Annotated in this window: 24 protein-coding genes and 1 tRNA gene; 22 read left to right on the top strand and 3 right to left on the bottom strand. The window is 37.1% G+C overall.

Annotated features, from left to right (window positions below):
* Window positions 1-159 precede the first annotated feature (159 nt).
* Window positions 160-1,374, top strand: a complete 1,215-nt coding sequence (locus tag RI196_RS12730) for an MFS transporter (protein ID WP_311066326.1) — start codon at window positions 160-162, stop codon at window positions 1,372-1,374.
* Between the two features lie 77 nt (window positions 1,375-1,451).
* Window positions 1,452-3,149 (top strand): methyl-accepting chemotaxis protein, encoded by a 1,698-nt coding sequence (locus RI196_RS12725; RefSeq protein ID WP_311066325.1) that lies wholly within the window; start codon window positions 1,452-1,454, stop codon window positions 3,147-3,149.
* A 52-nt stretch (window positions 3,150-3,201) separates the two neighbouring features.
* On the opposite strand, the gene RI196_RS12720 is transcribed toward RI196_RS12725, so the two are convergent.
* Window positions 3,202-3,984 (bottom strand): DUF1189 domain-containing protein, encoded by a 783-nt coding sequence (locus RI196_RS12720; protein WP_311066324.1) that lies wholly within the window; start codon window positions 3,982-3,984, stop codon window positions 3,202-3,204.
* 362 nt (window positions 3,985-4,346) lie between these two features.
* On the opposite strand from RI196_RS12720, the gene RI196_RS12715 reads away from it, so the two are divergent.
* From RI196_RS12715 to phoU, 10 genes are all read left to right on the top strand, one after another.
* Complete coding sequence (locus RI196_RS12715; protein ID WP_311066323.1) at window positions 4,347-5,978, top strand: Na/Pi cotransporter family protein; 1,632 nt, start codon at window positions 4,347-4,349, stop codon at window positions 5,976-5,978.
* Window positions 5,979-6,034: 56 nt separating this feature from the next.
* Window positions 6,035-6,517, top strand: coding sequence for a DUF456 domain-containing protein (locus RI196_RS12710; RefSeq protein WP_063388073.1), 483 nt, complete (start codon window positions 6,035-6,037; stop codon window positions 6,515-6,517).
* A 56-nt stretch (window positions 6,518-6,573) separates the two neighbouring features.
* Window positions 6,574-6,647 (top strand) — tRNA-Ile (locus tag RI196_RS12705).
* A gap of 138 nt (window positions 6,648-6,785) precedes the next feature.
* The gene (gene sodA / locus RI196_RS12700) at window positions 6,786-7,394 is read left to right on the top strand and encodes a superoxide dismutase SodA (RefSeq protein WP_063388074.1); all 609 of its coding nucleotides are present in this window, start codon (window positions 6,786-6,788) and stop codon (window positions 7,392-7,394) included.
* A 404-nt stretch (window positions 7,395-7,798) separates the two neighbouring features.
* Complete coding sequence (locus tag RI196_RS12695; protein WP_311066322.1) at window positions 7,799-9,079, top strand: MFS transporter; 1,281 nt, start codon at window positions 7,799-7,801, stop codon at window positions 9,077-9,079.
* Window positions 9,080-9,240: 161 nt separating this feature from the next.
* Complete coding sequence (locus RI196_RS12690) at window positions 9,241-10,227, top strand: PstS family phosphate ABC transporter substrate-binding protein (RefSeq protein WP_117016748.1); 987 nt, start codon at window positions 9,241-9,243, stop codon at window positions 10,225-10,227.
* Window positions 10,228-10,300: 73 nt separating this feature from the next.
* Window positions 10,301-11,242 (top strand): phosphate ABC transporter permease subunit PstC, encoded by a 942-nt coding sequence (pstC, locus tag RI196_RS12685; protein ID WP_063388077.1) that lies wholly within the window; start codon window positions 10,301-10,303, stop codon window positions 11,240-11,242.
* A gap of 1 nt (window position 11,243) precedes the next feature.
* Window positions 11,244-12,122 (top strand): phosphate ABC transporter permease PstA, encoded by an 879-nt coding sequence (gene pstA / locus RI196_RS12680; RefSeq protein ID WP_311066321.1) that lies wholly within the window; start codon window positions 11,244-11,246, stop codon window positions 12,120-12,122.
* 84 nt (window positions 12,123-12,206) lie between these two features.
* Window positions 12,207-12,998, top strand: coding sequence for a phosphate ABC transporter ATP-binding protein PstB (gene pstB, locus RI196_RS12675; protein WP_269467022.1), 792 nt, complete (start codon window positions 12,207-12,209; stop codon window positions 12,996-12,998).
* A 41-nt stretch (window positions 12,999-13,039) separates the two neighbouring features.
* Complete coding sequence (gene phoU / locus RI196_RS12670; protein WP_063388079.1) at window positions 13,040-13,693, top strand: phosphate signaling complex protein PhoU; 654 nt, start codon at window positions 13,040-13,042, stop codon at window positions 13,691-13,693.
* A gap of 543 nt (window positions 13,694-14,236) precedes the next feature.
* Here the strand turns inward: phoU and RI196_RS12665 are convergent.
* Together RI196_RS12665 and RI196_RS12660 are read right to left on the bottom strand one after the other, a co-directional pair.
* On the bottom strand, window positions 14,237-14,782 hold the full coding sequence (locus RI196_RS12665; RefSeq protein WP_066247568.1) for an endolytic transglycosylase MltG: 546 nt from the start codon (window positions 14,780-14,782) through the stop codon (window positions 14,237-14,239).
* Window positions 14,779-15,144, bottom strand: a complete 366-nt coding sequence (locus RI196_RS12660) for a DUF6115 domain-containing protein (protein WP_063388081.1) — start codon at window positions 15,142-15,144, stop codon at window positions 14,779-14,781. The genes RI196_RS12665 and RI196_RS12660 overlap by 4 nt, the downstream gene beginning before the upstream one ends.
* A 219-nt stretch (window positions 15,145-15,363) precedes the next feature.
* Here RI196_RS12660 and rpmG point away from each other — a divergent pair, with 219 nt between their 5' ends.
* The 10 genes from rpmG to RI196_RS12615 all read left to right on the top strand — a co-directional run bounded on the left by rpmG (window position 15,364) and on the right by RI196_RS12615 (window position 24,876).
* On the top strand, window positions 15,364-15,513 hold the full coding sequence (gene rpmG, locus RI196_RS12655) for a 50S ribosomal protein L33 (protein WP_063388082.1): 150 nt from the start codon (window positions 15,364-15,366) through the stop codon (window positions 15,511-15,513).
* 67 nt (window positions 15,514-15,580) lie between these two features.
* Entirely contained in the window at window positions 15,581-16,150 is a 570-nt protein-coding gene (locus tag RI196_RS12650; protein ID WP_063388083.1) for a 5-formyltetrahydrofolate cyclo-ligase, read from the top strand.
* Window positions 16,147-16,938, top strand: coding sequence for a DUF92 domain-containing protein (locus RI196_RS12645; protein ID WP_066247569.1), 792 nt, complete (start codon window positions 16,147-16,149; stop codon window positions 16,936-16,938). Before RI196_RS12650 ends, RI196_RS12645 begins: the two co-directional genes overlap by 4 nt.
* 37 nt (window positions 16,939-16,975) lie before the next feature.
* Window positions 16,976-17,149: a protein YqgO gene (yqgO, locus tag RI196_RS18795; RefSeq protein WP_488168110.1), complete on the top strand. Its 174-nt coding sequence runs from the start codon at window positions 16,976-16,978 to the stop codon at window positions 17,147-17,149.
* 99 nt (window positions 17,150-17,248) lie between these two features.
* Window positions 17,249-18,778, top strand: a complete 1,530-nt coding sequence (locus tag RI196_RS12640) for a rhomboid family protein (protein WP_063388085.1) — start codon at window positions 17,249-17,251, stop codon at window positions 18,776-18,778.
* An 86-nt stretch (window positions 18,779-18,864) separates the two neighbouring features.
* Window positions 18,865-19,095 carry a YqgQ family protein gene (locus RI196_RS12635; protein WP_066247571.1) on the top strand — a complete coding sequence of 77 codons (231 nt, stop codon included), beginning with the start codon at window positions 18,865-18,867 and terminating at the stop codon, window positions 19,093-19,095.
* Window positions 19,085-20,053, top strand: coding sequence for an ROK family glucokinase (locus RI196_RS12630; RefSeq protein WP_311066320.1), 969 nt, complete (start codon window positions 19,085-19,087; stop codon window positions 20,051-20,053). The genes RI196_RS12635 and RI196_RS12630 overlap by 11 nt, the downstream gene beginning before the upstream one ends.
* Before the next feature lie 494 nt (window positions 20,054-20,547).
* Window positions 20,548-22,458, top strand: a complete 1,911-nt coding sequence (locus tag RI196_RS12625) for an LTA synthase family protein (RefSeq protein ID WP_311066319.1) — start codon at window positions 20,548-20,550, stop codon at window positions 22,456-22,458.
* Between the two features lie 108 nt (window positions 22,459-22,566).
* Window positions 22,567-23,688: a M14 family metallopeptidase gene (locus RI196_RS12620; RefSeq protein ID WP_311066318.1), complete on the top strand. Its 1,122-nt coding sequence runs from the start codon at window positions 22,567-22,569 to the stop codon at window positions 23,686-23,688.
* 69 nt (window positions 23,689-23,757) lie between these two features.
* On the top strand, window positions 23,758-24,876 hold the full coding sequence (locus RI196_RS12615) for a YqgU-like beta propeller domain-containing protein (protein ID WP_311066317.1): 1,119 nt from the start codon (window positions 23,758-23,760) through the stop codon (window positions 24,874-24,876).
* Window positions 24,877-24,889: the final 13 nt, after the last annotated feature.

Here is a 24,889-nt window from a genome sequence, read left to right as displayed (position 1 = left end):
CGAGAGGGAAGCTCAGTTAAACCTAAAGGGTAGAAGCTGCTTTACGATCGAAGAGCATTTTGAAAACGTCCAAGATATTCTTCGGTTTAACGCATTCCCTGCTGTCAACAATGAATTCATGCATCAATTCGAAATTCGAGTAAACGAAGGGAGATAAATATGAGAGAGCATATCATCATTATGTTATTAGGGATGCTTCCGTTTATGATGGTGCTAGGAAATTCGATGCTGATCCCGATATTGCCGGAATTTGGACAAGCGCTTGAAATTACAGCTGCACAGACGAGCTTTATTTTAAGCATATTTAATATACCTGCAGCGATCATCATCCCAATCGTAGGTTTCCTTTCCGACCGTTACGGCCGAAAAACATTTATTTTATGGTCGCTTTTATTGCTGATCATAGGGGGGGCTATCTGTTTTTTCAGCGGTTTTGTCAACAAATCTATTGCTTTTTGGACATTGTTAGCTGGACGTTTGGTGCAAGGGCTTGGCACAGGAGGAATATCGTCTCTAGCCATGTCATTAGCAGGAGACATGTTTACGGGCGAAAAACGGGATCGAGCTCTTGCCGTTTTAGAAGTGTTCAACGGAACTGCAAAAGTAGCCGCTCCCATTTTAGGGGCTTTGTTAGCCCTTGTAGCATGGTATTTTCCATTCATTCTTTTCCCTATTATTGGAACTCTCTTGCTTTTTTTCATTCTTTTTTTTATAAAGACTTCTCCATCAGGCGAGGAAAAAATATCGCTTCACGAATATGTGCAAAGAATAGCTGATGTGTTAAAGGTGCAAAAAGCGCGATTGTTATCTCTTTACCTGTATGGCGGTACAAGTATGTTTTTGCTTTTTGGGCTGCTGTATTACTTAGCCTATTTAATTGAAGAGTTATATCATATCGATGGATTCTTTAAAGGATTTGTATACTCTTTTCCGTTAGGCGCATTATCTATATCGTCTTATTGGACAGGAAAGCGATTGGACTATGAAAAAAACCGTTTTCTTTTTTTATTGGTAGGGATGTTCATGACGTTTTTATCATTTTTCAGTTTTTTGATTTTTCAACAGTTTTCGCTATTTTTGTTTTTTATCACTATTTCATTTGGTGGCTTAGGTTTTGTGCTGCCGGTTATTAATTCGTTGATTATATCAAGTGTTGATGATGCAGAAAGAGGGATTGTAGTTAGCTTATACGGGATGGCGCGTTTTTTAGGGGTTGCGCTCGGACCGGTTGTTTTTAGCTTGTGGATTGGCAATGAACAGTTGTTGTTTAAGCTTTTATTTTTTATGTTGTCGCTCGTTCAATGTTTACTCCTATACGTATTTAAAAATAATTGGAAAATAGTATGTAGTAAAATATGGAGGAATTTACAATAAAAATAAAAAAACTTTAAATTCCCTTAATAATCTTTTGTCATAATGCTGTTAAGCTTATAAAGGGGGAAATCATAATAGTGAAAAAGAAGAGAAAGAACATGTCGATAGGAGAGCGAATACCTCTATTTGTAAGATTGATTTTGTTTGCGCTCATACTTCTTATTAGTTCGATAACTGTTGTCGGTTATACTGCTTACCAAAAAGCAAGTGAAACAACTTTTAATTTGATAGAGGATCGATTAAAAAGGGAAGTATATATGACAGATATTGCTGCCAGCAATCTTCTGTATGCTTATGTAAATAGCTCTGATGATTTTTTCGAAAGATTTGATAAAGAAGTCGTTCAAAGGCAATCCTCCCAGCTGATTCAGGACGGTTTAAATGCTGACTTTTTTTTCGTTCGAAATGAAAAGGCCACACCATTTTCGGTTAGCGTTAAAACAAAAACTCAAATCCCAGCTGAAATTGTAAAGGAAATAACGAAAAAAAATAGCGGAATTATTCATAAATCTTTCAATGGACAAGATTATACGTTGGCTTTTAAAGAAATGCAGGAATTGAAAGGAATTTTTTTGCTTGCCGTTCCGACAGAAAGTTTTATAAAGCCTGTGCATGAACTAGCTTACAATACAATCTGGATTGGAATAATCAGCGTCCTTTTTATGATGGGAATATTGTTTTTAGCTGTCAGAAGTATGACAAAACCGTTGACGATTTTGAGGGAAAAAATGAGAAAAATGCGTGAAGGAGATATTCAGCTTGATTTAAACATAAATACAAATCTTCCAGAAATCCTTTCGCTCATCAAAAGCTTTAAGCAATTGGCAGGCTATTTGGGGATGATGATTCAAAGGATTAATACCACAACAGAAAATTTGTTTTCGACAGGCCGGAAGCTTAAACACTCTTCTGATGACGTATTAACATTACATACGAATCTTGTTGAAGCGATTGAAATGGTGAAAAACGGTGCGCAGCAAACAGCTTCAAGCTCTGAAGAAAGCGCAAAAGTATTTCATTCCATGAAAAATACAGTTCAAACTGTGCTGGAGAGAATAGAGCGCCTTTTCTCAAGCGCACAAGGCATGAACCGATCAGCCAACACGGGAGAACAAAATATGAGACAGATGATCGAATCGTTAAATCGCTTTGAAAAAGAATGCAAAACTATGTCTAAAACGATCCAAAGTGTTCGAGATCATTCGACGGCGATTGAAAAGGTTGTGGAAATGATATATGCAATATCTGAGAAAACAAAGCTATTGTCATTAAATGCAACAATTGAAGCAGCAAGAGCTGGAGAAGAAGGCAAAGGATTTGCTATCGTTGCTGAGGAAGTCCGAAAATTAGCTGAACAGTCATCCAAAGCGACGGAAGACATAGCACAGTCTGTAAAAATGATGGATGATATTTCTCAGAGCGCTTATCAGCAGTTTAAGCTAATTTTGGAGCTTGTACAAAACCATTTAGAAGTTGCAGGTAAATCGCGGCTTTCATTTGATCAACTGGTAGATGAGATTGGAAAAGTGAATGAAATATTGTCTGAAACAAGACACAGCTTACATACTTTAGATGATTGGCTGCCTAAAATGGAGCAATCTGCTGAAAATTTTTTATCAGTCTCTCAAGAAACGTTTGCCAGTGCAGAGCAAATGCAGTCTGTCGCAAAAGTACAGATGGAACAAATTCGCGAAACCCATGCCATTGGACTAACTTTAATGGAACTGTCCGAATCTCTAAAGTCCACTACAAACAAATTTCAGTTGAAATCATAGTGTTAATAACCCCCTTAAGGCTGAGTTGGAAATTCTGCCTTAAGGGGTTTTTCTATGCAGCTTTTACTGGCTGTTTCGGGCTCGGGATTTCTTTTAATACAAGATATAAAACAGTTATATGTACAAACCAGTTTATATAAAGAGCAAAGGATATATCGATGAGAAAAAAGTTCATAATGGCAAAAAACACGGTTGCAAGCGTGACGCTGTAGGCTGAAATAGTCCAAAGCTGTTTAAAATTTAATCTTTTTCCCATCCTCTGTTTAAACAACAGCCCGACAATAGCTAAAAACGTAATTTCCACAAATTTAGAAGTGGCTGACATCGCAAATAGTGTGATAGATATCACGGGAATGATAATTGGAGCAACTTCAGACAGCTGTTTGATGGCAGATGTCAAATCCTCTTTTGTTATCTCTGTTTCCTGAAAAAAGTTATACTCGAGCTGCTGCATTGCGCCATTGGAAACGAAAACAAATTCATTCGATAAGATGCCGATGACGTTTTCCTGCCATTTCAAGTCATCCCTTGTGAAAGTTCCTTTTGGGTCAAAAATAATTGTATATTGATCATGCTTTGCTTTCACAACCGCATTTTCCTCGGATTTTAAAGTTCCGTTATGAATGGTGAATTCAGGGATTTTTTCATTTATCGTTTGGTCAAGCCCGTTTATAGCATTTACAATAGCTAAGTTTAAATATATGCAATTGGGCAGGGCGGCAAGAAAGGCCAATAAAAATCCATAAAGAATGGGTTTGCCGATTTTTTGAAATCTTGTAAGAGCGATCGTTTTTGGAGAGTATATGCTTTTAAAAAGGAGGACAAATAAATTCATTGATCGAAACACTTCCTTTTATAACATTTCTATTTGATTGTACCAATGAAACAAAAATAATGAAAATAAGTTATATAGGCGATTCGGCAATAAGAATAACAATTGTGAACAAAATGTAAAATTTTTTTGTTAAATTTAAAATATAAAAGTAACATGTGTGGGAGGAACATGTTAAAAATTAATTTTGTTTGCGGGGCATATCGGTTTCGTCCATTATTATAGACAGAAGCTGCAGGAGCCTGCACCGATTGCAAAATAAAAAAATTGGATTTTAAGGAATTTGGTAATGGGAAATGTAAACGTTTCTTTTTCAAAAATGATTTAACCGTTAATATATTTGGAAAAATAAGGAGGTGAAACGAGTGGATGTAGATGTTCAAAAAATATTATTTGAATTTCTTGGCGGGATTGGAATTTTTTTATTTGCGATTAAAAGTATGGGAGAAGGTATGCAAAAATTCTCCGGAGATAAATTACGAGATATTTTGGATAAGTTTACGACAAACCCTATTATGGGTATTTTTGCTGGGATGTTTGTGACAATGTTAATTCAATCAAGCAGCGGTACAACTGTTTTAACGGTTGGTCTCGTTTCTGCCGGCTTCATGAGCTTAAAGCAAGCAATAGGCGTGATCATGGGAGCAAATATCGGAACGACTGTTACGGCATTTATTATCGGATTCGATATCGAAGCTTATGCCTTGCCAATTTTATTTATAGGTTCTGTTCTTTTATTTTTTTCTAAAAACAAAAAAATAAACAGCATCGGGCAGGTGATCTTTGGATTTGGCGCTTTGTTTTTTGGGCTTGAATTGATGGGAGACGGCATGAAGCCGTTAAGATCATTAGAAATTTTTCATGACTTGACTGTCAGCATAAGTGCAAATCCGCTGCTTGGCGTTGTAATTGGAACCGTTTTTACAATCATCGTTCAAAGTTCAAGTGCGACGATTGGGATTTTGCAAATGATGTTTTCACAAGGGTTAATTGATCTCAACGCTGTGCTGCCTTTATTATTCGGTGATAATATCGGAACAACCATCACAGCAGTTTTGGCATCAATTGGAGCATCGATTGCTGCTAAACGGGCTGCTTTGACGCATGTAATGTTTAATTTAATCGGAACGGCAATTTTTCTAATTATTTTACCAATTTTCAAATATTTTATCGAATCATTGCAAGCCCATTTGTATTTAAATCCTGAAATGACCATTGCCTTTGCTCATGGAATATTTAATGTTGTCAATACGATCGTTCAAGCGCCGTTCATCGGTGCACTTGCACTGCTTGTCACAAAAGTTATACCTGGTGAAGATTTAGCGATAGAGTATAAAGCGAAGCATTTGGATCCAATTTTTATTGAACAGTCACCAACCATTGCTTTAGGGCAAGCGAAGGAAGAAGTGCTTCGGATGGGTCAATATGCATCATTAGGGTTAGAGGAAACGAGACAATTTTTGATGACAAATCAGCAGAAGCACGCACAAATGGCGATGCAGCTTGAAGAGGCGATCAATAATTTAGATAGGAAAATAACAGATTATCTCGTATTGATTTCTGGAAAAGATATGTCGCAAAATGATTCACGCCGACATTCCATTTTAATGGATACTGTTCGAGATATTGAACGAATCGGCGACCATTTTGAAAATATAGTGGAGCTTATTGATTATAAAAATAATAATAAAGTCACCATTACTGAGCAGGCATTGGAAGATTTATTGGAAATGTTTGAAATTACCTTGCAAAATGTGAAGGATGCGATCAACGCTTTAGATGATAACGATGTTGTATTAGCAAAAAAAGTATTGAAATCTGAAGAAAAAATCGATAGAATGGAACGCACTTTACGCAAAAAACATATTATCCGCATTAATGAAGGGATTTGTACCGGACAAGGCGGAATAGTATATGTAGATATTATCAGCAACTTAGAACGAATTGGCGACCACTCGGTGAATATTGCGGAAGCTGTTTTAGGATACCGTCAATAATCGTTTCAAGTGGATTAAATTGTTCATTGATTTCTAATTTCTAGGAGGATAAGCAAATGGATGTAATCATTTGGATTTTGATCATTGCTCTTTTTATCTTATCTTTTGTCGGGCTGCTTTTCCCCATTTTACCGTCAGCGTTATTGATTGTAGCAGCCTTTTTTATCTATGGGATTTGTTTTAGCTTCAGCCAGTTAACCATTTCATTTTGGGTTGTTGAAAGTATGTTCATCATTCTTTTATTCCTATCGGATTATTTGGCAAATATGGTAGGAGTTAAACGGTTTGGTGGAAGTAAAGCAGCCGGATGGGGAAGTACGATTGGTTTAATTGCCGGGCCATTTATCATCCCGTTTGTTGGCATTATTTTAGGACCTTTTTTAGGGGCTGTTGCGGCAGAGCTTCTCGTACACCGCAAAACATTTAGCGAGGCTGTAAAGGTTGGAGTCGGTTCTTTATTGGGGTTGTTGGCGAGCACAGTAGCAAAAGGGCTGATTCAGCTGTTGATGATCATTCATTTTCTTTATACAATATTCTAAATTAGCCATTGACTTCAACCGCTATTTAGTGATAATTTACTTATGTGTTTGGAAAAGGACCCTTAGCTCAGCTGGTTAGAGCAGACGGCTCATAACCGTCCGGTCGCAGGTTCGAATCCTGCAGGGTCCATAAAATTAGTCGAATAATGTAACCGCTTTTTTAATTGCACATTAATTGCATCATTTTAATAAGTTTGGTAATCTGAATATGAAAGCTTCAAGGAAGAAAGCATTTAGTACATATTAATCATTAAGGAGGAGATTCATTATGGCTTATGAATTACCTAAATTGCCATACGACTATGATGCATTGGAACCTCATATTGACAAAGAAACAATGACGATTCACCACACAAAACATCATAACACATATGTGACGAACTTGAACGCTGCTTTGGAAGGTCAAACTGAACTTTTATCTAAAAGTGTAGAAGACTTAATCTCTAATTTAGACGCTGTTCCTGAATCTGTTCGTACAGCTGTTCGAAATAATGGTGGAGGACATGCAAATCACAGCTTGTTCTGGACCATCCTCTCACCGAATGGAGGCGGCGAGCCAACTGGAGAATTAGCAGAAGCAATTAACAAAAAATTTGGAAGTTTTGAAGCTTTTAAAGAAGAATTTGCTAAAGCTGCTGCTGGTCGTTTTGGCTCCGGCTGGGCATGGTTGGTTGTAAACAACGGCGAGCTTGAAATTACAAGCACTCCAAACCAAGACAATCCTCTTATGGAAGGGAAAACTCCAATTTTAGGTCTTGATGTTTGGGAGCATGCTTATTACTTAAAATACCAAAACCGTCGTCCTGAATATATTGCAGCGTTTTGGAATGTTGTGAATTGGGACGAAGTGGCAAAACGCTACAGCGCTGCAAAATAAACTGTTACAAGAGGCTGAGATATTCGAATCTCAGCCTTTTTTTATTTGGCGCGCCCAGCTAAGCTGTTATCTGCTAGTTGGTGCAAGTCCAACTCGAGTAAATGCCAGGACGCTCGGTAGCTGACAGGCAACTGGTGGAGAAACTAGACCTTGAAATCAACACAGAAAAATCCAAACTGGTCAGCCTATGGGACGACACAAACGGATTTGACTTTCTGGACAGCCCCTTGAAATCAGTTTTCTACTCTACTATTTTTTGGAAATGACTGACATAATTTGCGTTTCAGCGGTTTCTGTGCATTTTTTTGAGGTTGATCACTGAAAGGTAACGAAAACACCTTTCTTTATACATAACTCCCCTTTAGCTAGGAAAAATAGTAGTAGCAAGTAAAGGGGAGTTTTATATGATAAACGTCAAAAAATGGATTGGATCAAGAAAAACAGACCATGATTTAATGCTGCTGTTGATGATCGGCGGTTTTTATTCATTAAGCATTGCACTTTCGAATACGTTCGTAAATGTTTATTTATGGAAACAGTCAGGGGAATTGATTGATTTAGGATTATACAATTTATTTATTGTCATTTTTCAGCCGCTTGCTTTCATTATTGCTGGGAAAGTATCCAAAAAAATTGATCGAGTCGTTGTACTTCGCCTAGGAGTGTCCTTTTTAGCCGCATTTTTTCTAACCGTTTTAGTTTTAAAAGATCAAGCTGTCAACTACATGTATTTGTTAGGTGCAATCATTGGCATCGGCTACGGTTTTTATTGGCTGGCCTTTAATGTGTTGACATTTGAAATTACTGAACCGGAAACACGGGACTTTTTTAATGGCTTTCTTGGGATATTAACTTCCCTTTCAGGGATGGTTGGACCGATGTTAGCCGGTCTGATTATTTCAAGACTTACAAATACTATTGGGTATAAAGTGATTTTTGCAGTTTCGTTAATGTTATTTACTGTTGCTGTCATGTTGAGCTTCTTTTTTACGTCTAGAAAAGCTCACGGAGATTACATTTTATTGAAAATCATTCAAGAAAGAAAAAGAAACAAAAATTGGAGATTAATTACAAACGCTCATGTGTTTCAAGGATTGCGTGAAGGAACATTTACATTTTTCATTAATGTGTTTGTATACATCGTGACCAAAAGTGAGATGGCTTTAGGTACATTTAGTTTTCTAAATTCTTTCGTAGCCTTTTTCACTTATATTGTGGCTTCTCGGTGGATTACGAAAAAAATGAGGAAAAAAGCTATTCTAGCCGGCGGGCTTATGCTATACTTTTCCTTGTTTCTCATTTTATTTCAAATTTCCTATGAAAGATTGTTAATATATGCTATTGCAATCGGAATTGCCTATCCAATTTTGCTTGTTCCGTACTCTTCGATCACGTATGATGTGATTGGAAAAGGGTGGAATATTGCGCAAGCAAGGATCGAATATATTGTTGTTCGAGAAATTTTTTTAAATGCAGGAAGAATCCTATCGATCCTCTTTTTTATTTTTACAGTTGCTTTGACAAATGAAACAAAAACCATTCCTTTTTTATTGCTCTTAATAGGTTCAGGCCATGCGTTCATATATCTGTTTGTTAAACAAATTAGGCTGAAAGAAAGCAACCGCCCGTTAAAACAAGAAAAGCGCATACACAGGCCAAATCTAGCGGATGGAGAGAAGGGATAAAATAAATGCGGAATGCCGTTTACGCAGCATCAGCTGTTCTTTATACACACAAAAAACAAGCTTTACAAAAGCTTTACATTCTATTAAAACTTGTTTAATACTTGAAAGTTAATCTTATATACGTAAGATGAGATCACGAAATAATAGGGGGAAGTAACCGAATGAAAAATTTTAAATTTTTGGCGTCATCCATTATGATCAGTTCTGTATTAGCTTTTACAGCAGCCTGCGGTAATTCGGATGATGCAAACACAAATGGTTCAAACTCCGGACAGCAATCATCTTCAGAAAGCGGATCAAGCGAGCAAAAATTAGAAGGTGAAATCGCTATTGATGGATCATCAACTGTTGGTCCGATAATGGAAGCTGTTTCTGAAGAATTTGCTGCAGAACATCCTGATGTAAAAGCTCCAATTGGAATTTCAGGAACAGGCGGAGGCTTTGAAAAATTTACAGCTGGTGAAACTGATATTTCTAACGCATCTCGCCCAATTAAAGACGAAGAGAAAAAAGTTGCTGAAGAAAATGGTATTGAATATACAGAATTCAAAATTGCTTTTGACGGTTTATCCGTTGTTGTAAACAAAGAAAATGACTGGGTCGATAAACTTACGATCGAAGATTTAGCAAAAATTTGGAAAGGCGAGCCGAAAAAATGGTCTGACATCAACCCTGAGTGGCCGGATGAAAAAATTAAATACTTCTCGCCTGGTACAGATTCCGGTACGTATGATTATTTTGATGAAGTTGTTTTAGGCGGTGAGCCGATTGTAAAAGATGCGACATTGTCCGAAGACGATAACGTACTTGTAAAAGGAGTCGCTAACGATAAAAATGCAATAGGTTATTTCGGCTATGCATACTATTTAGAAAATAAAGACCAGTTGAAAGTTGTACCGATTGTAAACTCTAAAGGGGAAGCAGTCGAGCCGACAAATGAAACGATTGAAAAAGGAACTTATGAACCGCTTTCCCGTCCGCTATTCTTTTATGTGAACAACAAATCATTAAAAGAAAAGCCGCAAGTGTATGAATACGTGAAGTTTGCCTTGGAAAACGCTGGGCAATTGGCAGAGGAAGTTGGCTATGTAAAACTTCCGCAAGAGCAATATGATGAACAGTTAAAAACGCTTGAAGGTTTAAAATAAAAATAAATAGACTGGTTGGATGAGAAGCATCCTTGCTTCTCATCTTCCTATGGGCATGAAAGGGGTTTTCATGATGGCTTTATCTGCAGGAAAATCGGTTCGGGAAATGATCAAAGAGAAAAAAACAAAAAAATCCACGCGCGATTTTATGGAAAAAATGGTCCCAGCCGTTTTATTTGTTGCAGCAGCTATTTCCATCTTAACAACTATCGGAATCATTGCTACTCTTGCTACAGAAACAATCATGTTTTTTTCACGAGTTTCTTTTTTTGAATTTATCACTGAAAAAGAATGGTATCCGTTTTTAAAAGATGATGCCTCATATGGAATCATGGCTCTTGTTTCTGGCACGCTTTTAGTAACGGTTATTGCCATGATTGTTGCGCTTCCAGTCGGTCTTGCATCTGCTATTTTTTTGAGTGAGTATGCGTCAGATCGGACAAGAAGGATTATCAAACCGATTTTAGAGGTTTTGGCAGGAATTCCAACTATTGTATATGGTTTTTTTGCTCTGACGTTTGTTACTCCTCTCTTGCAAAAATTGATCCCTGATATTGGCTTTTTCAATGCATTAAGCCCGGGCATTGTTGTTGGAATTATGATTATTCCGATGATTGCTTCCCTTTCAGAAGATGCGATGAGCTCTGTTCCGAATTCCATTCGAGAAGGCGCACTTGCTTTAGGTGCGACAAAATTTGAGGTGGCTTTAAAAGTAGTACTTCCTGCTGCCACATCGGGAGTCGTTGCCTCGTTCGTACTAGGAATTTCCCGTGCGATTGGCGAAACAATGATTGTCACATTGGCTGGAGGAGCCACTCCAAAATTAACGTTTGATCCAACTGAATCTATTCAAACGATGACGGCTTATATCGTTCAAGTCAGCACGGGCGATGCGGGATACGGAACAACAATCTATTACAGCATTTATGCTGTCGGGGCCACGCTTTTTGTCTTTACAATGCTGATGAATTTATTAGCTCAATTTATCTCGCGCCGATTCAGGGAGGAATATTAACATGAAGTACATTGATCAAACGGTTGTTCGAAAAATGATGGGCAAAAGGACTATGAAAAATCGTTTTTTTCAAACACTGTTTTTTGTATCTACCATCTTCGCTTTAGTAGTCCTTGCTATTCTGTTATACCGGATATTCACTCAAGGAATTAGTTATGTAACACCGGAATTTTTCCAAAATTTTGCCTCTAGGAGAGCTTCTGCATCAGGAATAAAAGCAGCCCTGGTCGGCTCAATTTGGGTTATGGGAGTGGTCATTCCAATTTCCCTCCTGCTTGGTGTAGGAACAGCTATCTATTTAGAGGAATATGCGAAAAAAAATAAACTTACAAATTTTATTCAGGCGAATATTTCGAATTTGGCGGGTGTCCCATCTATTGTTTTTGGTTTGTTGGGGCTTACAGTATTTGTTCGGGGAATGGATTTAGGCAGAAGCATTTTGGCAGGCGGTTTAACGATGAGTTTATTAATATTGCCAGTTATTGTCGTGGCGGCACAAGAAGCGATCCGTTCGGTTCCGAAAGAGTTACGTGAAGCTTCTTATGGAATGGGAGCAACAAAATGGCAAACAATTTATCGAATTGTTCTTCCAGCTGCAATTCCTGGAATTCTTACCGGAAGCATTTTAGCTTTTTCACGAGCTATTGGAGAAACTGCCCCTCTTCTTGTGGCGGGTGCATTTGTATTTGTTAACTATTTACCAGAGAATTTATTAAGCTCCTATACGGTTATGCCGATTCAAATTTACAATTGGGCTTCGCGACCTCAAGCAGAATTTCAAAATGTAGCAGCTGCCGGAATCATTGTGTTGTTTATTTTCTTAATAGTAATGAATTCGGTTGCGGTGTTGATTCGAAACAAATTTCAAAAGCGTTATTAAATGGGTTTTCCTAAAAGGATGAAGGAGGTTTTTATTTTGGCAATTACTGAATTGAAAAAAACTGAACTGAAAAAAGAACAAGAAATCGTTTATGAACAAAATAGCGAAGACAAGAATGAAAAGAAAATTGTCTATAAAACGAACGGCTTAAATTTATGGTACGGTGATGATCAAGCTCTAAAAAACATTGATTTAGACATTTATGAAAATGAAGTAACTGCAATCATCGGTCCTTCTGGATGCGGAAAGTCGACTTATATCAAAACATTGAATCGAATGGTCGAGCTGATTCCATCCGTTCGAATCAACGGTGAAATATTATATCGCGGAAAAAATATATTTGATAAATCTTATCGTGTTGAAGAACTGCGCACTCAAGTCGGCATGGTTTTCCAAAAGCCGAACCCGTTTCCGAAATCTATTTATGACAATATTGCGTATGGACCGAGAATACACGGCATCCGTGATAAAAAAATATTGGATGAAATCGTCGAAAAAAGTTTAAGAGGCGCGGCTATATGGGATGAAGTAAAAGATCGGTTGAAGGAAAACGCGTATGGCCTGTCAGGAGGACAACAGCAGCGTTTATGTATTGCGCGTTGTTTAGCAATTGAACCTGATGTGATTTTGATGGACGAACCAACGTCAGCGCTTGATCCGATTTCTACGTTGAAAATTGAGGAATTGGTTCAAGAATTAAAGAAAGATTACAGCATTATTATTGTAACGCATAACATGCAGCAAGCTGCACGTATATCTGATAAAACTGCCTTTTTCTTAAACGGAGAAGTTATCGAATTTGGCGAAACCGACCAAATCTTTTCTAATCCGTCAGATAAGCGGACGGAAGATTATATTACAGGACGCTTCGGATAATAATTGTTTTGAATAACACGGTTCATGTTGGAGGAAAAAAAATGAGAGAAAAATTCGAACTTGACTTGAACACGTTACACACCAAGTTAATTGAAATCGGCAGTTTGACGGAAGTTGCATTAGGCAAATCAATCCGCGCATTAGAAAAGCAGGATATCGATTTGGCTATTGAAGTATTAGAGCAAGATGTGAATGTCGATCAGCTCGAAGAGGAAATTAATGACTTTGCAATTCTTTTAATTGCAAAGCAGCAGCCCGTTGCGATTGATCTAAGAAGAATCATTGTTTCCATTAAAATAGCTGCTGATATCGAACGAATGGCAGATAACGCAGTCAACATCGCAAAATCAGCAATTCGAATTGGAAATGAACCGCTTATAAAACCGCTTGAACAAATCACAAAAATGCACAAGCTGGCATCAGAAATGCTGTCTTTATCGCTGAAAGCTTACCATGAGGAAGATGTTGCATTAGCAAGAAAAATAGCCGAAATAGACGATGAAGTAGATGATTTATATGGTGAAGCAATTAAGGAGCTTTTGCAAATTATTCCTGAGAACTTAGAGTATATGAATCAAATTACCCAGCTCTCTCTTGTAGCAAGATTTATTGAACGTACTGCTGACCATGCGACGAATATCGCGGAAAATGTTTTATATTTAGTTAAAGGCCGCCATTATGCTTTAAATGATTAGAGGTTTGCCGTTTTCAGGCAAACCTTTTTTATATAAATAAAATCGCTATGTTATTCGTAAATGGTTCCGCGATACTAAAAAGCCCCTCCTAGTGCTAAAATAAATTTTGGTCCGCCGCCCAAATTTATCTAAATAGGAAGGGAACTTTTTATGTCTTTCGATTTAAATAGTTTATCGCATATAAAATGGAATTGTAAGTATTATATCGTGTCTATGTCTGAAATATAAGAGACAAGTGTTATGGAAAAATTTCGGGCAGACCATAAGGCAATTTTGTGAAAGAAAAGGCATGGAATTTTGGTGGGCTTTTATAAGTACTATTGATTAAAAAAGACAATTTAAAAGCCGAGAAAAGCACAAAATTGAGGCTGGGACAATGATCTTGGAATGACAATAATCAACACGGTCGGGAATGGGAGAAAAATGATAAGGGCAATCTTTTTGTGGTTCTGAACTTCACCATTTTGAGTTTTGAAAAACTTCCTTTTTTTGCAAACGGCTGGTTTCAAATCTTATTTATAAAAAAACGGATCGCAGCCCCTTTTATCTTGTAAGGGCTTCTGCGATCTCGTAGTAGCTCATCCCTTTTTTTACTTCAAAAGTTCCAATTTGTACACGCTTATGATAATCGTGTTTAATTAAGTATTGATTAAATTTGGAGGCGGAATCAATAATGCCCGATTGTTCAAGTATTTTTGATACGTCGCTTGTCGTCATGCCTTCTTTAATATTTACTTTTACAGGTTTTACCTCAGTTTGTTGGTTATTGTTCTTTTGTTCTTGGTTTTGATTTTGTGCATTTTGGTTTTGTGCATTTTGATTTTGCTGCTTCTGCTGCTGTTCATTTTGTTGAGGTGTTTTATTCAGATTTTTCACTTTTGTATCTTTGTAAGAAAGAAATTCTTCATATTCTTTATTGGATACAGCAATTTTATTATTTTGAGCTAAATACTCGTTAACTGATTTGTCCGTCAACTCTTTTTCAGCCACAACCTTTTGATCATAGTTCCCTAAATAAAAAGTGAGGGTCAAAATTGAGGTGGAAACGATCATCCCTGCTGAGAATGCTTGTAAAATTCGTTTATTCATGATAGTTCCCTCTTATTTTGTTCGATTATTAGCTTTACTTCATCGGTTGTGGCATTTTCCGATTTTGCAATTTCAGCAATTGACATGCCTTGCTGATATTTTGATAAAATTTTGTTTTTCGTGTAATAATCAAAGTGTATAACGGACTGTGTGTCTTGCGAAACAGGCTTTGTGTTTGTTCCTTGCAGCAATTCTTCTTCCAATACCCTCATTTTCTTTTTCATTTTGTATATTTCTTGCATCGCAGAAACGGATAAATGCTCAACTTCTTGTTCCAACTCTTTTATATCGTCACGCTGAGTATAAGCAATTCCTAATAAAGCAATGCTGACAAGGAAAAGAATAATAATCACAATTTCCATGCATCTCACCTTCCATTAGTTGTCCCTTTATTGTTATATCATATATTTTAATAGAACAAAACGGCTTTTAACGAAATTTCATGTTAACTTAAAAAAAATGTAATTTGAAACGACTTGAAACTTTGTGTTCAAAAATAAACATAATGTAGATTTTACAATGCAAAAATGATATTATATAAAAGTCTGAATTTGAACATGAAATAGTTTGGAGGGAAAGATATGCGCGTAAATATTACTCTTGCTTGCACAGAATGCGGCGATAGAAATTATATCTCTACAAAAAATAAACGTACAAACACAGAACGCATCGAATTGAAAAAATATTGTCCAAGATGCAAAAGTCATGCTTTGCATCGTGAAACGAAGTAAAAGCAGTGGGAAGATATTTCCTGCTGTTTTTTTATTATAAAAAAGGTAAATGGGAGGAATTTTTAAGTTGGAAAAAAAATTTGAAATCAGAAATGAAGTGAAACGGATGTTAAAAAACATGGGGCATGAATTGCATGCGGACTGGTCAAACAAAATTGCTGAAACTCTTTTTGAAACAGACTATTGGCAGGAGGCGAATACCATTGGCCTTACAGTATCCAAAGGCTTCGAGGTCGATACAAAAAGTTTATTTTTTCGCTGCTGGCAGGAAAAGAAAAAAACAGCTGTGCCTAAATGCGACCCAAATATAAAAGAAATGGAGTTCAGGGAAATAAAATCGTTTGATCAATTAGAGAATGTTTATTTAGATTTACAGGAGCCGATCTTTGAGCAAACAACACTCATAACGCCAAAAGAAATTGACTTGCTCATCGTCCCTGGCATCTGCTTCGACCGGCGTGGGCACAGGATCGGATATGGCGGGGGTTATTTTGATCGTTATTTACATAAATACGCAAATGTAACTATTGCGCTTGCTTTTTCCTTTCAAATAGTTGAGGAAGTGCCGATTGAATCCCATGATATTCCGGTTGATATCATCATTACTGAAAAAGAATTGGTGGAGTGCAGGAAATGATCATTCCTTTATTGTTCATTATTTTTATTGCGACTATCGCTTATATTTCCTATAAGTCAAAAGCTTTGTCGATTTCTGGAGCAATAAGCTCCGTATTTGTCGGCGCTAGCATCTATTTTAGTTTTGGTTTTCCAGGGCTGGTCCCCCTTGGATTATTTTTTGCGTCATCAAGCATGATCAGTAAATGGAAGAAGGAACGAAAAGCGCAAATGGCATCAATTCTTGAAAAAGGGGAAAGACGCGACTATGTTCAAGTGCTGGCAAATGGCGGGATTCCAGTATTGATCAGCATTTTCAATATAGTGGATCATGATGACCGCAATTTTTGGTTCATTCTTTTAACCATTTCATTCGCTTGCGCCAACGCGGACACATGGGCTTCCGAAATTGGCAGCTTAAGCCGAATAAAACCGATTCTTTTATTTCCTCCAAAATTTGTCGAAAAAGGAACATCAGGTGCTGTTACCGTTCTCGGAACTTTTGCTTCCATCCTCGGTTCTTCGTTTGTTGCGCTGGGGAGTTCTTTTTTTATAAAAAATGATGCTCAAATTTTACCTTTCATTATATTATTTGGATTTATTGGAGCTTTGATTGACACGCTGTTCGGATGCTTTTTTCAACGAAAAAATAAATGTCTCGTCTGCCATGCTGAAACGGAAAAAAGAATACATTGCGGGGAATATACGGTAAAGACGAAAGGTTTTGTCTGGATGAATAATGACGCAGTTAATTTTTTATCAATTTTCATTTCAACAGTAATTGCGTATTTTATTTTGGATAAAAATTGAGCAAAAAGTTTATTTTAATTAATGGAGGGATTAAATTATGAAGCGATTAAAAAGAATTCTTCTAGTATTCGGCATTTTCTTCATATATTCAAATCGATACAAAATTATGAACGTATGCCTAAAAAGCAAATGGATGCGTGAGAAATTTATTCAACTGACAATGCAGATACCGCTAATTGGCAGGAAATTTCTCCAAGGTGCTTTTAAATAGGTGGAAATGGAAAGCTGAATCGTTTTTGATTCAGCTTTTTTCTTCAAACTGCCCTTCCACATTGGTATAATAAAGGAAAAACATGCGGAGAGATTTTAAATGGGGACTCAGCTAGATTTTATTTTTTGGAAAATTTTGCGAAGTCTTGTGGTGGAGCATAATTACAGGCTAATCAATATATCCGGCGATCATTCGGAGGTTTGGCTTGAGCCGTTTCGCAACAAATATTTTCAGCTTGTGCGATTTGTCAGAAAAGATATTGACTGGGGAAATTGGATCTCTCAAGACATTGAACATACGGCGCATATTTTTGAAACGATCCGAAAACAATCTATGAGAAGGGACTTAAATATTCTTAACATTTATGTGACCACATTTCCTCCTGTTGATGATTGGGAATTTCGGATTAAAGAACCTTTTGCGCATGGGAAAACAGTCGTCAAAACAATGCTGCTGGATCAAGAGCATATAATGGAAAAAACAGGTGATTTGGAAGATGCTCTTTCGGCTTCGTTGAAAAAACTTGATTATGCAGCAGAAGAATCAAATTTTGAATCAGTTGAACGAATAAAAGAAGAAATATTTTCTTATATAAAAAGGCAGGAAAGGCTGGAACGCTCCTTTTTTGAAAATGGCAGGCCTTTCTTTACATATGTTTTTTTAACAGCACAAATTGTGATGTTTTTTCTTCTTGAATGGTACGGGGGAAGCACAAATTCTGATACTCTTATAAAATTTGGAGCGAAATACAATCCTGCCATTTACGATGGCGAATGGTGGAGATTTTTTTCACCAATTTTATTGCATATCGGTTTTTTGCATTTGATTATGAACTCTTTAGCCCTTTATTATATTGGAATGACTGTTGAAAAAATGTATGGTTCGATTCGATTTTTGCTTATATACTTGTTTGCCGGATTTACTGGTTCGCTTGCAAGCTTTGCTTTCAGCCCCTTTTTGTCCGCAGGTGCATCAGGTGCGATATTCGGCTTGTTCGGTGCGCTCTTGTTTTTAGGTGTGTTAAACCCTAAATTGTTTTTCCGTACAATAGGACCCAACATCTTGATTGTAGTTTTAATTAACTTAATGCTTGGCTGGGCGATTCCGAATGTGGACAACGCTGGTCATATAGGCGGTTTAATTGGCGGATTTCTGGCAGCTTTTGTTCTGCAGATTCCAAGGATGTCCAAATTTTTCACGAGAGCAGTGGGGCTTATTTTATCGATCATCTTCGTTTTCGGTCTTGGGTATTATGGATATGAAATAGCCCCTAAGCGCAATTCGGAAATGGCTTTAGCAAGGGCGCAGGCACTAATTGAGAACAAGGAGTTCCAAAAGGCTTCCGAAGTGCTTTCGGAAGCGAAGGAGCTTGATGATGCAAAAGTTGAAATCATCTATTTACTTGCTTATACGGAATATCGTTTGAACAATGTGGCAAGCTCAATTGAATATTTAAACAATGTATTGGAAAAAGATCCGACATTTCATCAAGCTTATTATGTACTTAGCCTAATATATGCAGAACAGAATGATGTTGTGAAAGCACAAGAAGCGATTGATAAGGCATTGAAGCTTGATCCGGGAAAAGCGGAATATCAGCAGCTAAAACAACAGCTTGACAATCTATAGCTCGATGACTTGTTCGGAAGTTTTCAAAAAAAGAACTTTAGCAATATGTGCAGCTTATCCGCATTTTTATTTAGAAGGTGATGTTTTTGAAAACGATTTACGACATACAACAGCTTTTAAAACGTTTCGGTACTATCATATACATCGGGGATCGTGTGGCTGATCTTGAATTAATGGAGGAGGAGGTGAAGCAGCTGTTTGAGTCGCAGCTGATTGACGCAAAAGAATTTGAAATGGCCATGCTATTGTTAAGACGAGAAATAATGATAGAAAAAGATAAGAGAAAAAGAGTAAAGGATGAAAAATATGATCGATAATTGGCTAGTTGGTGTGGACTTAGGGGGAACTACGATAAAAATTGCATTTATCAATATAAATGGAGAGATTATTGAAAAATGGGAAATCCCTACCGATAAATCAGGAAAAAATATTGTTAGTGATATTTCTCAATCTATATACGAAAAGTTGAAAGAACTTGGTGAATCGAAGCAAAAGCTGATTGGAATCGGCATGGGGGCGCCTGGCCCTGTCGATTTAACAGAGGGAATCATTTCTAGAACTGTCAATATTGGATGGGAAAATAATTATCCGCTTAAGAAAAATCTTGAAAAAGAAACTGGTTTGCAAGTAATCGTTGATAATGATGCCAACCTTGCAGCTCTTGGTGAAATGTGGAAAGGAGCGGGGAATGGAGAAAGGGATTTAATATGCGTCACACTCGGAACGGGAGTCGGCGGAGGAATCATTGCAAATGGAGAAATAATCCATGGGAAAAATAGCGCAGGCGGAGAAATCGGCCATATAACTTCCGTTTTGCATGGAGGTTTTCCGTGCAACTGCGGAAAAACGGGCTGCCTGGAAACGGTCGCCTCTGCAACTGGAATAGTTCGAATGGCTATAGCCAAAATGGAAGAGTTTAATGGGAGATCAACGCTGAATCGGGAATTGGAAAGAAAAGGATCGATCACTGCAAAAGATGTGTTTGATGCTGCGAAAAACGGCGATGAGATGGCATTGCAGGTTGTCGACGACATGACGATGCATCTTGGTCTTGCTCTTGCCAACTTGGCTACTGCTTTAAATCCTGCCAAAATTATCATTGGCGGTGGAGTATCAAAGGCTGGGGAATTTTTAATAAAAAGAGTTAAAAATGTTTTTCAACAGTTCGTTTTTCATGAAGCTTCCGCAGCAGATATTGCTCTTGCAACGCTTGGCAATGATGCAGGTGTAATTGGCGGCGCATGGCTGGTTAAAACGTACATACTTGAAAATTGAGGAAGACTAAAAAGGAATTGTCCGATAAGCCCCTAAAATGAAGCAAGTGGAGAAAAACAATGTGTTTCTCTCCACTTGCTTTTATATTTGTTCGATTTTCATCTGAAAGTAGCTGGCGGATGCCGGCTCCTTTCAGTATGTGTGCGCTAAAGCCACAATCCCAAACTCGACATGTACCTTGTCGAGGTCCAGCAAAGAAAATCTGATAGCGCTTTTAAAAAAGGCGCTATTTTTTTGGCAGCTAAATTTGGATTATAACAAATTCTGTTTATATGAAACTTTTTTAATTTTTGTCCGTCTAAACATAATAGGTACTGAGATAAAATAATATATAAAAAGCTAGCATCTTATTGTAAATATATTGTAAAAAAACATTGATTTTTTTTGGAAGAAGTATTAAGATAATCTTTAGTTATTCACTAAGATGCCTAAAAAATGGAAAAAAACACTTAAGTGTAGAAATGCGCAGGTCCACCGTTTGAGGAGGTAAAAAAATGCGTAAAAGCACATTTTCAAAAATTTCTTTTTTGTTATTAGCGACATTTTTTATGTGGATTAAAACGTACATTGTCTACAAAACTAGCTTTGATATAAAAATAGAAAATTTCAAGCAAGAGATTATTTTATTCATCAATCCGCTGAGCTTTTTGCTGTTTGTTTTTGGTATTGGATTATTTATGAAAGACAAAAACCGGAATCGCTGGGTGATCGGTGCCAGCATTGTGATGACCTTTCTCTTATTAGCTAATGTTGTTTTTTATCGGTTTTATAACGACTTTTTGACTATTCCCGTGCTCTTCCAAGCTAGCAATATGGGAGATTTGGGAAGCAGCATAACCGAGCTGATTCAACCTGTCGATATATTAATGTTTGTTGATATAGCCATTTTAATTTGGCTTTCACGGAGACCTGTTTTCCGCAAACAGGAAAAATTAATGCGCAAAGAAAAAACAGCATATTATTTAATGGTTGCAGCTGTGTTTTTCTTTAATCTTGGATTGGCTGAAACAGAGCGTCCGCAGCTTTTAACAAGAACATTTGACAGGGAGATGCTCGTCAAAAATATCGGTGTATACAATTTTCATATTTACGATTCTTTGCTGCAGTCCAAAACGTCTGCACAACGTGCGTTAGCTGACAGCAATAACTTGGTCGAAATTCAAAATTATTTAAATGCGAACAAAAAAGAACCTAGTGAAGAAATGAATGGAATTGCAAAAGGTAGAAATGTCATTATCGTCTCTATGGAGTCGTTCCAAAACTTTGTTATCAATCAGAAATTGAACGGACAAGAAATTACCCCGTTTTTAAATGATTTTATTAAACAAAGCTACTATTTTGATAATTTTTACCATCAAACAGGACAAGGCAAAACGTCAGATTCAGAATTTTTATTGGAAAATTCTTTGTATCCGTTGGGAAGAGGCTCAGTCTTCTTTACAAATGCGAACAATGAGTACAATGCAACTCCGGAAATTTTAAAGGATTACGGTTATTACACAGCTGTATTTCATGCAAATAACCGCACATTCTGGAATCGCGATGTGATGTATAATTCTCTTGGATACGACCGTTTCTTTGATGTCAGAGATTATAATGTGACGGAAGAAAATTCGGTAGGATGGGGATTGAAGGATATTGACTTCTTTAAGCAGTCGGTACAATTATTGAAAAATGTTCCTCAGCCTTTTTATACGAAATATATTACATTAACGAACCATTTTCCGTTTGAGTTGGGTGAAGAAGATAAATTGATTGATGAATTTGATTCCGAAGATGGAGTCGTGAATCGCTATTTTACGACGGTTCGTTATACAGATGAAGCCTTGAAAGTGTTCATCGAAGATCTAAAAAAAGCTGGACTATATGAAAATTCAATTATTATATTGTACGGCGACCATTACGGTATTTCCGAAAACCATAACAAAGCGATGGCACAATTTTTAGGAAAAGAGGAAATTACGCCGTTTGATACGATTCAGCTGCAAAGAGTTCCGTTAATTATCCATATTCCGGGGGTTACCGATAAAAATCCGAAAGTGTTCCATCAAGTCGCCGGGCAAATTGACTTGAAGCCAACTATTTTAAACCTGCTAGGCATTGATACGAAAAACGATATCGAATTTGGTACAGATATTTTTTCAAAAGACCGTATTCCGTTTGCTGTGTTAAGGGACGGCAGCTTTATTACGGATCAATATGTGTATACAAGAGGAATATGCTATGACAAATCAACAGGCGAAGCTGTTGAGGATAAAAATGCATGTGAACCATATATGGAAAAAGCGAAAAATGAGCTTGATTATTCGGATGAAATTATTTATGGTGACCTGCTGCGGTTTTTTGACAAAGAGGATGAATCATCTCCGAATTCAACCGAGCAGCAAGATGCAAAAAAACAGTAAAAGGCTCTGGCCATTAGGTCAGAGCTTTTTTATACGTTTTATTAATGAAACATGATGTCGTTCATATAATATGTTATGTACTGAATAAAAAGGGGAGAGGGGTTTTTTATGGAAATCTGTATGAATGAAACAGCGGATTTGGAGCACTTGGAAAAAAAATATCAACTTTCGAAACGATTGTTGTTGGATTCAAATCCCTTCTTCGAAAACGAAAAAATCTTTAAGGGGGAAAAAATCGTCATTCCCGGATGGGGTTTCGTACAAAATAATCCGTTTCATCCTTCACCAAGCTTGACTAAAAATACATACAATGCTGTCCCAATTTCATGGCCTGTAATTGATCCAAAACGGCCCTATCATTTTTTTGCTTTGACAAGCGATATTGCGGTGTTAAAAAAAAATTACCCATTTATTAAAGAGAGGATTATCGGCCGCAGTGTTCTAGGGAATCCTTTAGTTGAACTTCTTATCGGTTCCGGAACGAAAAAAGTTCATATGAACGGTTCGTTTCATGCAAATGAGTGGATTACGACAGCCATTATGATGAAATGGCTCAATGAGTATGTTCGGAAGCTTATTTTAAACGAATCGATTAATGGAATTTCTGTAAGACAGCTTTATGAGCAGATTACTTTATCGTTTGTCCCGATGGTGAATCCGGATGGAGTGAATCTTGTTTTAGCAGCTGAATCGTTCGATCCTCAAGTGAAAGAACAGGCCGTCAAGTTAAATAATAACTGTGAAGATTTTTCCGATTGGAAAGCAAATATTCGCGGCGTTGATCTGAACAATCAATTTCCTGCCTTTTGGGAAATTGAAAAAGAAAGAAAAAGCCCAAAATCCCCGGCTCCTCGTGATTATCCAGGTGATTATCCTCTCTCAGAGCCGGAAGCAATTGCTGTGAGTGAACTAGTCAAGCAGTCTCAATTTGATCTCATCGTAGCCTTCCACACACAAGGAGAAGAAATATATTGGGGGTATTTAAACTATGAACCAGAGGAGTCGGAAGAAATCGTAAAAGAGTATGAGTTGTTAAGCGGATATAAAGGAATCCGAATGATTGATAGTCATGCCGGCTTTCGCGATTGGTTTATTAAAGAATACAGAAAGCCGGGATTTACCGTTGAATTAGGCAGAGGAAGGAACCCTTTGCCGCTTGACCAATTTGATGAAATTTATCGGAAAGCAAAGGGAATATTTTGGGCGTCGCTATATTTGCTGTGCAAATAAATTTTTTGAAACATTTTTTTGAAAAATTCGTAAATTATAAGTGAAAATTGGATGAGAAGGATGAGGGTGATGAGGGCAGCCTTTTTTTTCGTCATGTGCTTTCCGATTCTCCTTTTGTCGTCTTGTGAATTTCATCAGCTTACGGATGAAAAGAAACAAGTGACAAAAGAGAAAAAAATGGAAAATGAGTTTGAAAACTTTAAAGCAGAACAGAATCTTTTAGAGAACATTCAACCGATTGAAGCAGAGGAAAATACCTTTCAAAATATTACTGGATGGTTTCATGAAACGGCTGTGCTTTACATTAAAAATCTTGAAGACCGTTCGGAAGTTATTTGTCACGATCTTCAAAGCGGAAAAGATGAACTATTTTTTCAGACAAAGCATCCGATTATTCAAACAGTGCCCAATGATCGCCGAACAATTTTTCTCATTCATTCAAGCCCTGGAACCAATCAAGCCATCCTGACATTTGTAAACACCGAAGGAGAGGAATTATTTCATTGGGAAATCAATGCGTTTGAACTTCAATACACATGGAATCCCTATAATGAAAACGAGCTGATGGTTACAGCATTTGCTGAAGATTGGTCATATAAGACTTATTTGCTTGATTTGAAAGAGAAAAAAGTTGTGGATAGTCCCTATCAAATACCTTTTTTTCAATGGACAGATGAAGATCGCATTACATATGTAAAATGGAATAACGATGAGCCTGAGTTAAGCGCTCCGCTTTATGAAGCGAACTTAATGAAACATCACGAAAAAAAAATCGCTGATCATGTCATCGGAAATGGAAATTTTTCATCGATTGTCATGTATTTGCAGGAAAATCAACAGGAAAAAGGATTCGGTCAATATGTTTTTATAAATTCTTCATCAAAAAAAGTGTTGTCTACATTTCGTGTCCCTTTGGCTTCCGATTACTCTCAATGGATTTTTCCCTACTATGGCTTCAATGCTCAAAATCAGCAGTTTTATACATTTGTGCCCGTTGCCAAATCCCAGGACGGTTCCTTTGAACTGCAAAGATTTAACCTTATCACTAAGAAAAAAGAAACCATCTTCAAAAACGTGACAAACGATCCTATCCTCATTTCGCCATCCGGTCATTATGCTTTGTATGGGCCGAGATTGGAAAAAATCATGGATTTAAGTAAGGAAAAGATTCAGGAGATTGTAAAATAAACAGGAGTGAAAG

The organism is Aeribacillus composti, assembly GCF_031760945.1.
Taxonomy (GTDB): domain Bacteria; phylum Bacillota; class Bacilli; order Bacillales; family Aeribacillaceae; genus Aeribacillus; species Aeribacillus composti.
This window is presented reverse-complemented; position numbering and strand designations above follow the sequence as displayed.

Coding starts and splice junctions, on each gene's coding strand:
- RI196_RS12660 (WP_063388081.1), bottom strand. CDS start 15,144: ATGGAAATTGTGATTATTATTCTTTTCCTTGTCAGCATTGCTTTATTA.
- yqgO (WP_488168110.1), top strand. CDS start 16,976: ATGAAGCGATTAAAAAGAATTCTTCTAGTATTCGGCATTTTCTTCATA.
- RI196_RS12690 (WP_117016748.1), top strand. CDS start 9,241: ATGAAAAATTTTAAATTTTTGGCGTCATCCATTATGATCAGTTCTGTA.
- RI196_RS12625 (WP_311066319.1), top strand. CDS start 20,548: ATGCGTAAAAGCACATTTTCAAAAATTTCTTTTTTGTTATTAGCGACA.
- RI196_RS12630 (WP_311066320.1), top strand. CDS start 19,085: ATGATCGATAATTGGCTAGTTGGTGTGGACTTAGGGGGAACTACGATA.
- rpmG (WP_063388082.1), top strand. CDS start 15,364: ATGCGCGTAAATATTACTCTTGCTTGCACAGAATGCGGCGATAGAAAT.
- RI196_RS12615 (WP_311066317.1), top strand. CDS start 23,758: ATGAGGGCAGCCTTTTTTTTCGTCATGTGCTTTCCGATTCTCCTTTTG.
- pstA (WP_311066321.1), top strand. CDS start 11,244: ATGAAGTACATTGATCAAACGGTTGTTCGAAAAATGATGGGCAAAAGG.
- RI196_RS12730 (WP_311066326.1), top strand. CDS start 160: ATGAGAGAGCATATCATCATTATGTTATTAGGGATGCTTCCGTTTATG.
- RI196_RS12695 (WP_311066322.1), top strand. CDS start 7,799: ATGATAAACGTCAAAAAATGGATTGGATCAAGAAAAACAGACCATGAT.
- RI196_RS12720 (WP_311066324.1), bottom strand. CDS start 3,984: ATGAATTTATTTGTCCTCCTTTTTAAAAGCATATACTCTCCAAAAACG.
- RI196_RS12665 (WP_066247568.1), bottom strand. CDS start 14,782: ATGAATAAACGAATTTTACAAGCATTCTCAGCAGGGATGATCGTTTCC.
- RI196_RS12710 (WP_063388073.1), top strand. CDS start 6,035: ATGGATGTAATCATTTGGATTTTGATCATTGCTCTTTTTATCTTATCT.
- RI196_RS12640 (WP_063388085.1), top strand. CDS start 17,249: ATGGGGACTCAGCTAGATTTTATTTTTTGGAAAATTTTGCGAAGTCTT.
- RI196_RS12620 (WP_311066318.1), top strand. CDS start 22,567: ATGGAAATCTGTATGAATGAAACAGCGGATTTGGAGCACTTGGAAAAA.
- sodA (WP_063388074.1), top strand. CDS start 6,786: ATGGCTTATGAATTACCTAAATTGCCATACGACTATGATGCATTGGAA.
- RI196_RS12645 (WP_066247569.1), top strand. CDS start 16,147: ATGATCATTCCTTTATTGTTCATTATTTTTATTGCGACTATCGCTTAT.
- phoU (WP_063388079.1), top strand. CDS start 13,040: ATGAGAGAAAAATTCGAACTTGACTTGAACACGTTACACACCAAGTTA.
- pstC (WP_063388077.1), top strand. CDS start 10,301: ATGGCTTTATCTGCAGGAAAATCGGTTCGGGAAATGATCAAAGAGAAA.